The organism is Youhaiella tibetensis (assembly GCF_008000755.1).
GTDB classification, from domain to species: Bacteria; Pseudomonadota; Alphaproteobacteria; order Rhizobiales; family Devosiaceae; genus Paradevosia; species Paradevosia tibetensis.
Map to the genome: position 1 here is coordinate 995,990 of NZ_CP041690.1, position 12,835 is coordinate 1,008,824.

General features: G+C 66.2%; 14 protein-coding genes. 8 read left to right on the forward strand and 6 right to left on the reverse strand.

Annotation, left to right across the window (positions count from 1 at the left end; all coding sequences use genetic code 11):
* Positions 1-15: 15 nt before the first annotated feature.
* The gene (locus FNA67_RS04835) at positions 16-1,143 is read left to right on the forward strand and encodes a hypothetical protein (protein WP_145976674.1); all 1,128 of its coding nucleotides are present in this window, start codon (positions 16-18) and stop codon (positions 1,141-1,143) included.
* 15 nt (positions 1,144-1,158) lie between these two features.
* Here FNA67_RS04835 and FNA67_RS04840 read toward each other — a convergent pair whose 3' ends face one another.
* The gene (locus FNA67_RS04840) at positions 1,159-1,395 is read right to left on the reverse strand and encodes a DUF4170 domain-containing protein (RefSeq protein ID WP_049704156.1); all 237 of its coding nucleotides are present in this window, start codon (positions 1,393-1,395) and stop codon (positions 1,159-1,161) included.
* Positions 1,392-2,240, reverse strand: a complete 849-nt coding sequence (locus FNA67_RS04845; protein ID WP_147655252.1) for a 3'(2'),5'-bisphosphate nucleotidase CysQ — start codon at positions 2,238-2,240, stop codon at positions 1,392-1,394. Before FNA67_RS04845 ends, FNA67_RS04840 begins: the two co-directional genes overlap by 4 nt.
* A gap of 255 nt (positions 2,241-2,495) precedes the next feature.
* Here FNA67_RS04845 and FNA67_RS04850 point away from each other — a divergent pair, with 255 nt between their 5' ends.
* The 3 genes from FNA67_RS04850 (at position 2,496) to FNA67_RS04860 (ending at position 4,621) form a co-directional block, all read left to right on the forward strand.
* Complete coding sequence (locus FNA67_RS04850; RefSeq protein WP_170267212.1) at positions 2,496-3,437, forward strand: AraC family transcriptional regulator; 942 nt, start codon at positions 2,496-2,498, stop codon at positions 3,435-3,437.
* 83 nt (positions 3,438-3,520) lie between these two features.
* Positions 3,521-3,904: a thioredoxin family protein gene (locus FNA67_RS04855; protein WP_049704158.1), complete on the forward strand. Its 384-nt coding sequence runs from the start codon at positions 3,521-3,523 to the stop codon at positions 3,902-3,904.
* A gap of 3 nt (positions 3,905-3,907) precedes the next feature.
* Positions 3,908-4,621 (forward strand): cytochrome c biogenesis CcdA family protein, encoded by a 714-nt coding sequence (locus tag FNA67_RS04860; RefSeq protein ID WP_049704159.1) that lies wholly within the window; start codon positions 3,908-3,910, stop codon positions 4,619-4,621.
* Positions 4,622-4,626: 5 nt separating this feature from the next.
* Here FNA67_RS04860 and FNA67_RS04865 read toward each other — a convergent pair whose 3' ends face one another.
* The 3 genes from FNA67_RS04865 to FNA67_RS04875 all read right to left on the reverse strand — a co-directional run bounded on the left by FNA67_RS04865 (position 4,627) and on the right by FNA67_RS04875 (position 7,937).
* Positions 4,627-5,157, reverse strand: a complete 531-nt coding sequence (locus FNA67_RS04865) for a SixA phosphatase family protein (protein WP_147655254.1) — start codon at positions 5,155-5,157, stop codon at positions 4,627-4,629.
* A 56-nt stretch (positions 5,158-5,213) separates the two neighbouring features.
* On the reverse strand, positions 5,214-7,106 hold the full coding sequence (locus FNA67_RS04870; protein WP_147655255.1) for a bifunctional sugar phosphate isomerase/epimerase/4-hydroxyphenylpyruvate dioxygenase family protein: 1,893 nt from the start codon (positions 7,104-7,106) through the stop codon (positions 5,214-5,216).
* Positions 7,107-7,247: 141 nt separating this feature from the next.
* Positions 7,248-7,937 carry a TetR family transcriptional regulator gene (locus FNA67_RS04875; protein WP_147655256.1) on the reverse strand — a complete coding sequence of 230 codons (690 nt, stop codon included), beginning with the start codon at positions 7,935-7,937 and terminating at the stop codon, positions 7,248-7,250.
* 160 nt (positions 7,938-8,097) lie between these two features.
* Between FNA67_RS04875 and FNA67_RS04880 the strand changes: the two genes are divergently transcribed.
* Positions 8,098-9,006 carry a shikimate dehydrogenase gene (locus FNA67_RS04880; protein ID WP_308499093.1) on the forward strand — a complete coding sequence of 303 codons (909 nt, stop codon included), beginning with the start codon at positions 8,098-8,100 and terminating at the stop codon, positions 9,004-9,006.
* On the opposite strand, the gene FNA67_RS04885 is transcribed toward FNA67_RS04880, so the two are convergent.
* Positions 9,003-9,686, reverse strand: coding sequence for a GntR family transcriptional regulator (locus FNA67_RS04885; protein ID WP_244616637.1), 684 nt, complete (start codon positions 9,684-9,686; stop codon positions 9,003-9,005). The two genes, FNA67_RS04880 and FNA67_RS04885, sit on opposite strands and share 4 nt — an antisense overlap.
* A 255-nt stretch (positions 9,687-9,941) precedes the next feature.
* Between FNA67_RS04885 and FNA67_RS04890 the strand changes: the two genes are divergently transcribed.
* The 3 genes from FNA67_RS04890 to FNA67_RS04900 all read left to right on the forward strand — a co-directional run bounded on the left by FNA67_RS04890 (position 9,942) and on the right by FNA67_RS04900 (position 12,834).
* Entirely contained in the window at positions 9,942-10,928 is a 987-nt protein-coding gene (locus FNA67_RS04890; RefSeq protein ID WP_147655259.1) for a sialic acid TRAP transporter substrate-binding protein SiaP, read from the forward strand.
* A 92-nt stretch (positions 10,929-11,020) separates the two neighbouring features.
* The gene (locus FNA67_RS04895) at positions 11,021-11,536 is read left to right on the forward strand and encodes a TRAP transporter small permease (protein WP_147655260.1); all 516 of its coding nucleotides are present in this window, start codon (positions 11,021-11,023) and stop codon (positions 11,534-11,536) included.
* Positions 11,533-12,834, forward strand: a complete 1,302-nt coding sequence (locus FNA67_RS04900) for a TRAP transporter large permease (protein ID WP_147655261.1) — start codon at positions 11,533-11,535, stop codon at positions 12,832-12,834. Before FNA67_RS04895 ends, FNA67_RS04900 begins: the two co-directional genes overlap by 4 nt.
* The last annotated feature ends 1 nt before the right edge of the window (position 12,835 follow it).

Sequence of the window (12,835 nt, forward strand, 5' to 3'; positions counted from 1 at the left end):
GGCCTAAGTGCGCCCATGAGCGCACGCTTTCTCTTTATCGCCAATGGCAATGGCGAGGATTCCATCGCTGCCGAGATCATCTCGCGCCTGCCCGAGGGCGTGAGCGCGGATGCCTACCCGGTGGTGGGAGCGGGCGGCGCCTATGAGGGGATCGCGCCCATCGTTGGGCCGCGCTTTGAAATCCCCAGCCAGGGGTGGCGTCACACCAAGGGCTCAGTAGCGCGCGATGTGCGGGGCGGGATGCTCTCGAGCATCGGGCCGGCGCTTTCCTTCCTGCGTTCGGCGCGAGGGCGCTACGACAAGGTCGTGGTGGTCGGCGACAATGTCGGCCCGATCCTCTGCCTGCTTGCGGGGCTGAAGATCGACATCTATCTCGACGTCTTCAAATCCGGCTTCGCCCATACCTATTCGGCGCCCGAGCGCTGGCTGATCCGGCGGACGACGAGGACGGTCTTCACCCGCGATGCCATGCTGGCCGAAACGCTGGCCAGGGCGGGCATCGATGCCCGCGCCGCCGGCAACGTCATGCTCGATACCACCACCTACGGCCAGTACGACGCCGCCGCCAGGCGCCGGCGACCGCTCGCCGTGACGCTCCTGCCCGGCAGCCGGGCGACGACTGGTGAGAGCCTGGCGCTGCAGGTGGAAGCCTTGAGGCTCCTGCCCGAGGCGGAACGGCCGGATGCTTTCGTGGCGGTTGCCGGCGGGATTGCCCCGGACGAGCTGGCAACGGCGACCGGCCTGCGCTGGGAACGGCCCAATTCCGGCGAAGCGGCCGACCTGGGGCGGCTCGTGGGCGAAGACCTGTTGCTCAACCTGGCGACCGGGGTTACGGGCAACCTCATCGAGGCGGCAGACGTCGTGCTCTCGCAAGCCGGCACGGCCACCCAGCAGGCGCTGGGCCTGGGACGGCCGGTGATTACCTTCGATCGTGCCGACAACCGGCGCAAGCGCATGGCCGACGAACAGGCGCTGATGGGCGAGGCGCGACGGCTCGTGCCCCAGGATGCCCATGCGCTGGCGCAGGCCACCGCGCGCCTCCTCGCCGATCGCGACGAGCGGGCGCGACTGGGCGAAATCGGCGCCGAGCGGCTCGGCCCCTTCGGGGCGGCCGCAAGGATCGTCGAGCGGTTGCTGGAATAGCGGCCGGGAAGCCGCTTACGCCTTGGTGGCTTCCGGATCGAGCAGGCGATGCAGATGCACGATGAAGTAGCGCATCTCGGCATTGTCCACGGTCTGCTGCGCCTTCTGCTTCCACACGTCGTAGGCCGCCGCGTAGTTGGGGTAGACCCCGACGATATCGACGGCCTTGAGGTCCTTGAAGGTGACCGAATCGATATCGGACAACTCGCCCCCGATGACGAGGTGCAGGAGTTGCTTGTTCTCTTCGCTCATGGTGTCCGTCTCTCCAGATCGGCGGTGATTTCGGTTTCGGCCGGGCAACCGTAGACCCGGCGCAGGGCTTGATGCACGACCGCTTTTAGCGATTCGTCGCTGAGCGCGGCAAGCGCGCCGTGGCGCACATCGGCGGTGTTGAAGAGCGGCTTGCCCGAGCACACATCCTCAAAGCCGATGCCGGCTTCGGCCAGGATGACGGCCGCCCCTGCAATGTCCCAGTCCTGCGAGCCGCGGCGTGCCACCACGGCGTCGAGCTTGCCTGTCGCCACCTGCACGAGCCGGTAGGCGAGGGAGGGGAAATAGGGCCCGCGCGTATAGTGCAGCCCGGCTTCCTGCAGTTCCTGGTGCACGGCTCCTGGCGCCGGAATGACCGCCGAGCGCCCCGGCTGCACGAGGCGCACGATGGGCTTGCCGTTGAGCCGCGCGCCGCCGCCGATCGAGGCGTCGTAGAGCTCGTCGCGCGCCGGCGCATAGACGACCCCGGCAATGGCGACCCCGTCCTCGACCACCGCCACGCTCACCGTCCAGCTGTCGTCGCCGCGAATGAACCCACGCGTGCCGTCGATGGGATCGACCACGAAGACGCGGCGGTTATTGAGCCGGGCCAGATCATCCACGCTCTCTTCGCTCAGCCAGCCATAGCCGGGACGCGCCGCGAGCAGGGAGGCGTGCAGGAACTTGTCCAGCACGATGTCGGCCTCGCTCACCGGCGAGGCGTTTTCCTTGGTCCAGGTCTTGAGATTTCGCCGAAAGTAGCCCGAGGCGATGATGCCCGCCCCGACAGCGGTCGAGCGCAAGAGTTCGAGATCCTGCTCGGGGCTGGTGGCTTGCGCTTCTGGCATACGACCTTCGTAAGGCTTTTCTGCCGCCCTTCTAGGCTTGCGGCGTGTAATGAGCAAGGCCGCCATCGCACATGGCGGCCCTGCGATTGCCGCCGGACATGCCCGAAGCGCCAAGTATTGACGGTAAGGTGAACTACGCGCTACAAAATCCTGACCGATGTTGTGGGCGGGACAACTATGGTCGTGCAGTCTCCTGTTATGTTTTCGACGCAAAATCTTAGTAAAAGCGATCAATTCGACGCTTACCGAGAGTTTATGGCGCCGGTGATCGACGTCGCCGCGGTCGGCGACCCGGAGATTTCCTTTCAAACCCAGCATACGGTCTGGAACATGGGCGCCACGGTGCTCACCCGCGCCGTACTGCCGCCGATGCCACGCCGGTTCAGCCATCTGCGCAAGGATCCGCTGGACCACTGGTGCCTGGTGCTTTGCGAGACCGGCGAGCCGCAGGCGCGGGGCGAGGGCGACCCGGTGCGGCTGACCGGCCGGCAGATGGGCATCCGTTCGCTCGGCCGGCCGTTCGAGACCACCGTAACCGACCGGACCGTGCTCTCCCTCTATGTTCCGCGCGACCTCTTCCCCTCGGCGGCGGGCGTGCTCGATGCGGCCGATGGCCAGATGCTGGGGGGCGTGCTCACCGATTTGCTGGCCGATTATCTTGCCGCTCTCGAGCGGCGCCTGCCGCTGATCGGCATCGAGGAGACGGCCCGCATCGCCGAAGCCACCGGCAACATCATCGCCGCCTGTCTCGCCCCCACCGCCGATCGGCTCGACGCCGCGCGCCCGGCGGCCAACTGGACGCTGGTCGAGCGGGCGCGCCGCGCCATCCAGCAGAACCTGGCCACCCCCGAGTTCACCCCCGAAGAACTCTGCCGCAAGATCGGCACCTCGCGCTCCAAGCTCTACCGGCTGTTCGAACCTTTCGGCGGGGTGGCTCACTACATGCAGCGCCAGCGCCTGCGCGAAGCCCGCTCGATGCTCAGCCGCTCCGACGAGGCCCTGTCGGTCAGCAGGATCGGGGAAATGGTGGGCTTTGCCGACCTTTCCAGCTTCAGCCGGGCCTTCAGGCGCGAATTCGGTGCGAGCCCGAGCGATATGCGCGGGATCCCGGTGATGTCGGCCACGCCGCTCGAGCCCCGCCCATCCATTGCCGATTCCGGCCTGCTCGGCAGCGCGTTGCGTTCGCTGCACGGCTGAGCGTTTCCGCTCACAAGTGCGAGATCGGTTGATCTGACACGCCGTTCCACTCGTATCTTCCTCAACGAAACAGGGAGAGTGAGATGAAACGAGCTTTTGCGTTGCTGGCGATGCTGACCGTGCTGATCGGGGCCGGCCCGGCCGCCGCCTTCGAGATTCGCCCCTTCGACCAGGCCACCGTTGCCAAGCTGGTGGCGACCGGCAAGCCGGTGGTGGTGCACGTCTACGCGCCGTGGTGCCTGCAATGCCGGGCCCAGGAGGCGATCCTCAATCGCCTCTCGGCCACCGGCCAATATGACGATATCGCCTTCTTCAGGGTCGACTACGACCACCAGAAGGACGTGGTGGCCCAGTTCAACGTGCCGCGTTCCACGCTCATCGCCTATCGCGGCGACAAGGAAGTGACGCGCCAGTCCTGGGGCACGAGCCAGGCCTGGGTGACCAACATCCTCGACGCCGTGCACTGAGCGATGATCGGCCTGGTACTGGCGTTTCTCGCGGGCATCCTGACCATTCTGAACCCCTGCGTGCTGCCGCTCGTGCCGATCGTCGTGGTCGGAGCGGCTTCGCGCGACGTGCGCGCCCCCTTCGCGCTGGCGCTGGGCCTGGCGCTCACGTTCGGCGTGGTGGGCGGGTTCGTGGCGGCGGCGGGCGTTGAACTCGGGGACGATCCGGTGCTGCGGACCATCTCTGCACTGGCGCTGATCGGGGTGGGCGCGGCGATGGTTTCGCCCTGGGTCGCCCAATTCTCCGAACGCGCCCTGGCGCCCGTCGCCACGGCTGGTGGCCGGTGGTCCAATGCGCTGCCCGGCAACACGCTGCTCTCCCATGCTGCGCTCGGAGCGCTGCTGGCGGTCGTCTGGGGGCCGTGCATCGGTCCCACCATCGGCGCGGCGCTGCTGCTGGCGGCCCAGCCGGGATCGCTTCCGCTCGCCATGCTGACCATGTCCGTCTTCGCCTTCGGAGCGGCCACCTCCCTCCTCGTCGTCGGCTTCGGCATGTCCAAGTTGACCCGCGAAACGCGCCTGGCGACGCGGCAGGCCGCGCATGTGGCCCGCCTCGCCTTCGGTGTCCTCACGATCCTTGTGGGCCTTGCCGTATTGACGGGCGTGGACCGGCAGATCGAAGCGGCCCTGGTGGCGGCGATGCCCGATTGGCTGGTGCTGTTCGCGACCCAGCTCTAGGGGGCTCAGTCGTCGACGGAGGCCCCCAGAAGCTTGGGCGTGACGAACCGCTCGAGCCTGCCCGATGCCGGCAGGATGTCGGGCCAGGCCTCCTGCTCGAAGTCGATGACGGCGAGGGCAGCCGTTGGGAAATGCGCGTCGAGCGCCGTCCGGTCCTCGATGCCGCCCGAGCCTACGAGCCGGATCGCCAGTTCCTGCAATCCCGGCTGGTGCCCGACCAGCATGAGGGACGGCACGGAAGGCGGGGTCTCGCCGATCACCTTGAGCAGCAGCCCGAAGGGCGCCAGGTAGAGCCGGCTGTCCTCGCGCATAGCGGGGAGATGGTCGCCCATGGCTTCGCTGGCGCGCTCCCAGGTTTCGCGCGTGCGCCGGGCCGGCGAGACCAGCACGAGCCCCGGCACCAGGCCGGCCTCGGCCATGAACCGCCCCATCTGCGGCGCCGCCTTGCGCCCGCGTTCAGAGAGCGGGCGGTCGCGGTCGTCCACATCCCTGGGCCAGTCGGACTTGGCGTGACGGAACAGCATGAGCCTGAGCATTTGCGACCCTTCTCGCGTTGGCACAGGCTCTATCAACCACGCAGCGGCCCTCGCCGCTAGCGGCTGGGTATGTTTGCCGGTCGCAGCGCCCGCTTCTGGGCCGCGATGCGGAAGGGCGCGTTGGGAGCGCCATACCCGCCATAGCCGCCCGAGCGCTGTAGGATTTCAAAGAAGAAACCCTCACCCATGTTGCGGCTGTAGAACTGGAAGAACTCCCCGCCGCCCGCGTCGCGGTCATAAAGAATGTTGTGCGCGCGCAGTCTGGCGACGAACGCTTCGTCGAGCCCGAAACGGGCTGCGACATCGTCGTAGTAGTTGGGCGAGATCTCGAGCACCGGAAAGCCGCGCCCGGCCATGGCCGACGCGGTGGCGAAGATATCATCGCTCGCCAGCGCCAGGTGCTGCACGCTCGACCCGAAGGTGTTGGCGATGAAATGCCCCGCCAGGGTGCGGCTGTTCTCGGCGCCGTTGAGCGTGAGCCGCAAGGTGCCGCCCGCGTTCTCGATGACCTGGCTGCGCACGAGCCCGGCCGGATCGAGGACATCGACCATCGGGCTCTTCTCCACCGCGAAGATCGAGCGGTAGAAGAGCAGCCAGGTCAGCATCTCTTCGTAGGCCATGGTCTGGGCGATATGATCGAAGCGGTCGAGGCCGCAACCGTCCGCCGGCTCGGAGGGAACGGGATCGAACTCGATATCCCAGACGCGTGCCAGATCGCTCGTGCGATCGAGGAAGTAGATGACCCCGCCACCGACGCCGCGAATGGCGGGAATGGATAGCTCGCCGTCACCCACCGGCTGCTCGAATATCTGCGCGCCAAGCGCCCTGGCGCGCGCCACTGCCGCTGCCGCATCGGCTACGCGCAGGCCGATTGCATAGGCCGAGGTGCCGTGGGTTATGTAGGTCGAGTGTGCCAGACCCTCGCGCTCGGTATTGATGACGAGGTTTATCTCGCCCTGCGTGTAGCGCGTCACCGCCTTGGTGCGGTGCTGACCGGCCCGGCGAAAGCCCATCTGGGTAAAAAGCGCGGCGAGCGCCTCGGCTTCCGCTTCGTCGGCGGTGAACTCGACGAACGCGATGCCCTCCACCTCCTGGCGCGCGGGCATCGGGGGTGCGGTGAGCTTGATGTCCGGCTCCAGCTTGGCGACCTGGTCCATGAGATAGACCAGCGAGCGGTGGCCATCGACCGAAATGGTGCGCGGCGAGCCGCCGCGAAACTGATCGTTGAAGATCTCGAGGGAGAGGGGACCGGCATAGCCGGTCGCGGCGACGGCGCGCATGAAATCGACCACCGGCAGGTCGCCTTCGCCCGGCATGTTGCGGAAATGGCGGCTCCAGTAGAGCAAGTCCATGTCGATGAGCGGAGCGTCGGCAAGCTGGACGATGAAGATCCTGTCGCCCGGAATGGCGCGGATGCTGTCCGGATCGATGCGGCGCGAAAGCGTGTGGAAGCTATCCAGGATCACCCCGATATTGGGATGGTCAGCCCGCCGCACGATCTCCCAGGCGTCACGATGATCGTTGACGTGGCGTCCCCAGGCCAGCGCCTCGTAACCGACGCGAATGCCGTGGGCCTCGGCGAGCCGCCCCAGTTCGTGCAGGTCCCCCGCCGCTCGGTCGATGCCGCCCAGCGCCTGGGGCGACACGTTCGAGCAGACCAGCATCAGGTCAGTGCCCAACTCGCCCATCAGCTCGAACTTGCGACGCGCCCGCTCGAAGGCCTGGCTGCGCTGCGGCTCGGGGAGGCCTTCGAAGTCGCGGAACGGCTGGAAGAGCGTGATCTCCAGGCCATAGTCCTTGACCATCGCCCCCACCTCGCGCGGCGAGCCGCCGAAGGTCAGGAAGTCGTTCTCGAAAATCTCGACGCCATCGAACCCCGCCGCCGCAATGGCCTGGAGCTTTTCGGCAAGGTCGCCGCTGATGGACACTGTCGCGATCGAAGTCTTCATCGCTCCCTCCCTCTGCCGAATTGGACGGACTAGTTAGTACATTGATAGGGCGTTCCGCGGCTTCCGGTCAAGGGAAGGCGCCGAAGGGCGCGCTGGAGAGAGGCGGAAGGGGCGGGCCTCGAGCCGGCGAGGTCCGCCGCGTCAGTCGGCGGACAGGTGCTCGGGCCTGACCACGTAGCGCAGGACCATGTCCACCGAATTGGCGCGCAGCGAATCCTGAGCCTGCGGCGTGCCGATATCGCGCCCGAAGATCTTGGAGAAGGTGGCCCGGTTCGAGACGTTGAAGAAGCATAGGGCACTAATCTGCCAGTGCAGCTCGATCGGATCGAGGCTCTCGCGGAAAAGCCCTGCCTCTACCCCGCGCGCATAGAGCGATTCGATGGTGCCGATGGCCGTCACATTGAGGTCGCGGATGACTTCGGACTTTTCCAGATACTGGGCGTGATGGATGTTCTCGATCATCACCATGCGGATGAAATCCTCATGCTTGTGGTGGTGATCGAAGGTGAATTCGACGATGCGCCGCAAGGCCGCGATGGGGTCGAGTCCGCCGATGTCGAGCTTGCTCTCACCCTCGCGTACCAGGCGATAGGCGTTCTCCAGCGCACTGAGGTAGAGGCCTTCCTTGTCGCCGAAATAGTAGTAGATCATGCGCTTGCTCGAACGGGTGCGCGCCGCGATTTCGTCGATGCGGGCGCCGGCCAGTCCGTTGAGCGCAAACTCCTCCGAAGCGATCTCGATGATGTTCTGCCGGGTGCCTTCCGGGTCCTGGGAGCGCACGCCGGCGCGTTCCACCTGTTCCGCGGACTTCTTCACCTTCGCTACCGGCATTGAAATGCTCCTGCACACTCCCACGAGGGGAGATTGACTAAACTAACCAGTTCGTACACTTTGGCGCACGCTTGGCGCCATTATCGGTGGCGCGGGCGGAATGACAAGAACTATGCCACGCAAGATCCAGTCCTGCCTGGTGAAACGGGAACCCAGACCGGTGACGGATACGTTCGAAGCTGCGGTGGCGCGCCTGCGCGAGACGATATCGCGGCGCTGCGCCAGTAACGCCCGCACGGTGCTGATCGGCCTGATCGGCCGCGGCATCCAGTCCTCGCGCACCCCGGCGATGCACGAGCGCGAGGGGGGCCGGATCGGCCTCAACTATGTGTATCTGCTGATCGACTTCGACGCGCTGGGGCTGGCCGATGCGGACCTGCCGCGCCTGCTCGACGCCGTCCAGTCGCTCGGATTTGCCGGCCTCAACGTCACGCACCCCTTCAAGCAGGCAGTGCTGAACCTGCTCGATCGCCTCTCGCCCGAGGCCGCAGCGATCGGGGCGGTCAACACCGTGGTCTTCGAGAACGGGCGCCGGGTCGGGCACAACACCGATTGCTGGGGATTCGCCGAGAGCTTCAGAGAGGGCTTGGCCGGGGCGCCGCTCGGGGAAGTGGTGCAGTTCGGAGCCGGAGGCGCCGGCGCCGCCGTTGCCCACGCGCTCCTCGAGTGCGGCGTCAACGGCCTGACGATCTGCGACAAGGACAGCGCCCGCGCCGGCGAGCTTGCGGGCCGACTGTCGGAGCGCTTTTCGCGCGAGGTCATTGGGGTCGAGGACGCCAGCCTGGCGCTGGGGCGGGCCGATGGCCTGGTCAATGCCACGCCCATAGGCATGGCCAAGTATCCGGGCGTACCTTTCCCCGCCTACCTGCTTTCAAGGCAGCACTGGGTCGCCGAGATCATCTACTTTCCCGCCGATACCGAATTGCTCGAACGGGCCCGCGCCCTAGGCTGCCGCACCCTGGCGGGCACCGGCATGGCGGTCTACCAGGCGGTCAAGGCGTTCGAGCTCTTCACCGGCATCGCCCCGGACCGCATGGCGATGGCGGGGCACTTCCAGGCCGCCGCCTAGCCGACCATCTCCGGAATGCTTGCTGCAAGCACATGATCGATGCCTTTGAGCACGTGCTCGCGCAGCATGGCCTGGGCTCCCGCCACGTCGCGCGACAGGGCGAAGTCCAGCAAGGCCTTGTGATCATCCCTCACGCCCGGTCCGCGAAAGCTCTCGGCCAGCATGTGGTAGCGTACGAACCGGTCGAAGACCGATGTGTGCATGCTCATGAGCGAGTGCGAGCCGCAGGCCGAGATCAGGCCTTCGTGGAAGGTGCGGTCGTAGACGATCCACTCGGGCGTGCGGCGGGCATCGCCGGCGAGCAGCTGGCGCTCGGTCGCCGCCAGCTTGTGGTGGGCCCCGACCACCCGCGCCTCCCATTCGAGGTCGCCCGCGGCGAACGAGAGTGCGAGAGCATGGCTTTCCAGCAGCAACCGCAGGTCGCCCAGCTCGGCAAGGTCCGCCGCCGAAACGGGCGCCACCTCGAAGCCGCGCTGCCCCTCGGCCAGAACGAACGACTCGGACGCCAGGCGCGTCAGGATTTCGCGCAACGTGCTGATGCTGACCGCGTAGTGCTGCTTGAGCCGGTCGAGCGTCAGGCGGTCGCCGGGCCGCAGCGCCCCATGGATGATGTCGTTGCGGATCTGCCGGAAGGTGGCGTCGCCCACAGTCTCGGTCGCGAGCGACAGGTTCCCCTCGATACCCAATTTGCGACCCTTTGCATGTCCAACGGATGAATTGCGTTTTATCAGACGAAAAGGAGATTGACAGTCGAAATCGCGTCGGTCACCTTTTCTGCCGAGGCCGCGAACTCGTGAGGGAGCCGCGGTCGGTTGACATGTACGAACCAGTCCGTACATTGTTCGCAACCCAGGGGCGTCAGACCCCGGGCTAAAATGGGAGGGCCCGCTTTGGTGGGCTCAAGGGACCCGCGTGGTCCATGAGGAGGGATAGAAATGAGCTACCAACTTCGACGGCGGGCAGCCGTTTTCGGCGCCGCCGTGCTTCTGGCGGCAGCGGCGCTTCCGGCCTTTGCGCAGGATAAGCCGACACTCAAGCTTTCCGCGGTGTTCTCCGAGCAGGACATCCGCGCCGAGATGACCAAGCGCTTTGCAGAGGACATCAAGGACGATTTCACGCTCGAGCCGTATTTCGGCGGAACCCTGTTCAAGCAGGGCACCGAGCTCGTGGCGCTGCAGCGCGGCAACCTGCAGATGGGCAATATCGCGCCCCAGGATATTTCCAACCAGATTCCGGCCTGGTCGGTGCTGACCTCGGCCTACCTGTTCCGCGACTACGACCACCTCAAGACCTTCTTCAAGAGCGATGTCGGGGCCGAGTTCAAGCAGATGGCCGAGGATCAGCTCGGCGTCCACATTCTTGGCCCGACCTATTTCGGCACGCGCCAGGTGGGGCTGCGCACCGACAAGAAGATCAACACGCCCGCCGACATGGCCGGCATCAAGCTGCGCATGCCGGGTGGCGACGCCTGGCAGTTCCTTGGCACCGCTCTCGGCGCCAACCCGACCCCGATGGCTTACGCCGAGGTCTATACGGGCCTGCAGACCGGCGCCATCGACGGTCAGGACAACCCGCTGCCGAACGTCGAGAACATGAAGTTCTACGAGGTGACCAAGGAGATCGTCTTGACCTCCCACCTCGTCGGCTTCGACCTCTGGACCATCGCCAGTTCGGTGTGGAACGACATGACTCCCGAGCAGCAGGCCAAGCTTCAGGCCGCCGCCGACAAGGAACTGGAATGGAGCGCCCAGCAGCATCTGGCGCGTGAGGCCGAACTGGTGCAGTTCTTCAAGGACAAGGGCCTGGACGTCTACACTCCCGATGTCGCCGCGTTCCGCGCCTTCGCGCAGGACAAGTACCTCAAGTCCGACCTGGCCAAGGATTGGCCGGCCGGGGTCGTGGACAAGATCAACGCCCTCTAGGATCAGGCGAGGGGCCGTGCCCGTCATGGCCCCCTCGCAACCGGTCCGGCTCCGCCAGCGCGGGCCGGCACAAATGAGGGCTGGGGATCGTCATGTCTTCCTTCGTTAGGGGCGTGGGCGGCTGGCTGCGCCGCCGCGCCGAAAATGTCGCCGCCGCGATGCTGGCCGTCATGTTCCTGGCCTTCATCGCCCAGATCGTGATGCGCTACGTGCTCGGACTGCCCACCGGCTGGACCAACGAGCTCACGGTCATCCTCTGGCTCTGGCTGGTGCTGTTCGGCTGCGCCTTCGTCGTCCGGGAGGACGAGGAGATCCGGCTCGATCTCATCTACAGCGCCGCTCCCGCACCGGCGCGCCGGGTGATGAAGATCGTCAGCGCCGTCGCCCTGGTCTCGATGTTCGCCATCTCGCTGCCGGCGGTCATCGACTACGTGGGCTTCATGAAGGTGCAGAAGACGGCCTACCTCAAGATCCGCTTCGACTACCTCTATTCCATCTACGTCGTCTTCGTGCTCGCCATGATCGTGCGCTACCTCTGGCTTGGCTGGCACGCCATCTGGGGTACGGACGAGGCGAAGGCGCCCGCTTCTGGGGAAGACCCGGCATGACCCTGACCAGCCCCTTTCTCCTGGCCATCGTCGCTATCACCGTCCTGGCGCTCATCGGCCAGCCGATCGGTCTCGCCATGCTGGTCGGCTCGATCTTCTACCTGGTGCTGGCCGGCGCCGACCTGGGCACGGTGGCCGAGCAGTTCCTCAACGGCATGTATTCCAATTTCGTCATCCTGGCGGTGCCCCTCTTCATCCTCGCCGCCGAGCTGATGAACAGCGGCAGCCTCACCGAGCGCCTGCTGCGCTTCTGCAATGCCCTGGTTGGCCGCTTTCGCGGCGGGCTGGCGCAGGTCAACGTGCTGCAATCGGTAATCTTTGCGGGCATGTCGGGCTCGGCCATCGCCGATGCCGCAGGCAGCGGCAAGATGATGCAGCACATGATGACCAAGGACGGGCGCTACCCGCCCAGCTTCGCCGCTGCGCTCACGGCTGCCTCCGCCGTCATCGGCCCCATCATCCCGCCCTCCATCCCCATGGTGCTCTACGCGCTGGTCTCGGATGCCTCGATCGGCTTCCTGTTCCTCGGCGGGGTGGTGCCCGGCATCATGATGGGCGCGGCGCAATCAGCCATCATCGCCACCACGGCGCGTCGCCGCAAATTCCCGGTCGAGCCGCCCGTGCCGCTCCGCCAGATTCCGCGCATCACCTGGGATTCCCTGCCGGCGCTCATGATGCCGGTGGTCCTGATGGTGGGCATCTATGGTGGCGTCACCACACCCACCGAGGCGGCCGCCGTCGCCGCCTGCTATGCTCTCGTCATCTCGGTGCTGCTCTATCGCAGCATCAGCCTCCGCTCGCTCTATGCCTCGCTGCTGACGAGCGCGCGCACCACGGCGTCCATCGGCATGCTCATCGCCGGTGCCCTGGTCTTCAACTACGTCGTCACGATCGAAAACATCCCGGACAGCATCCGCGTGCTGCTCACCGACTGGAACCTCAACCAGATCGGCTTCCTGATCTTCGTCAACGTGTTGCTGCTGGTGCTCGGCTGCGTGCTCGAGGGCACGGCGATCCTGCTGGTGATCGTGCCGGTCTTCATTCCCACCGCCCAGGCCCTCGGCATCGACATGGTGCATTTCGGCGTCGTGGTGGTGGTCAACACCATGCTCGGCCTGATCACGCCCCCTTACGGCATGCTGCTGTTCATCGTCGGCAAGACCTCAGGCGCGCCGCTGCGCCATATCGTGCGCGACACCATGCCCTTCCTCATCGCGATGCTGGCCGTGCTGGTGCTGATCACCTTCGTGCCGGACCTCGTGCTGTGGCTCCCGCGCCTGCTCGGATACCAGGGTTAGA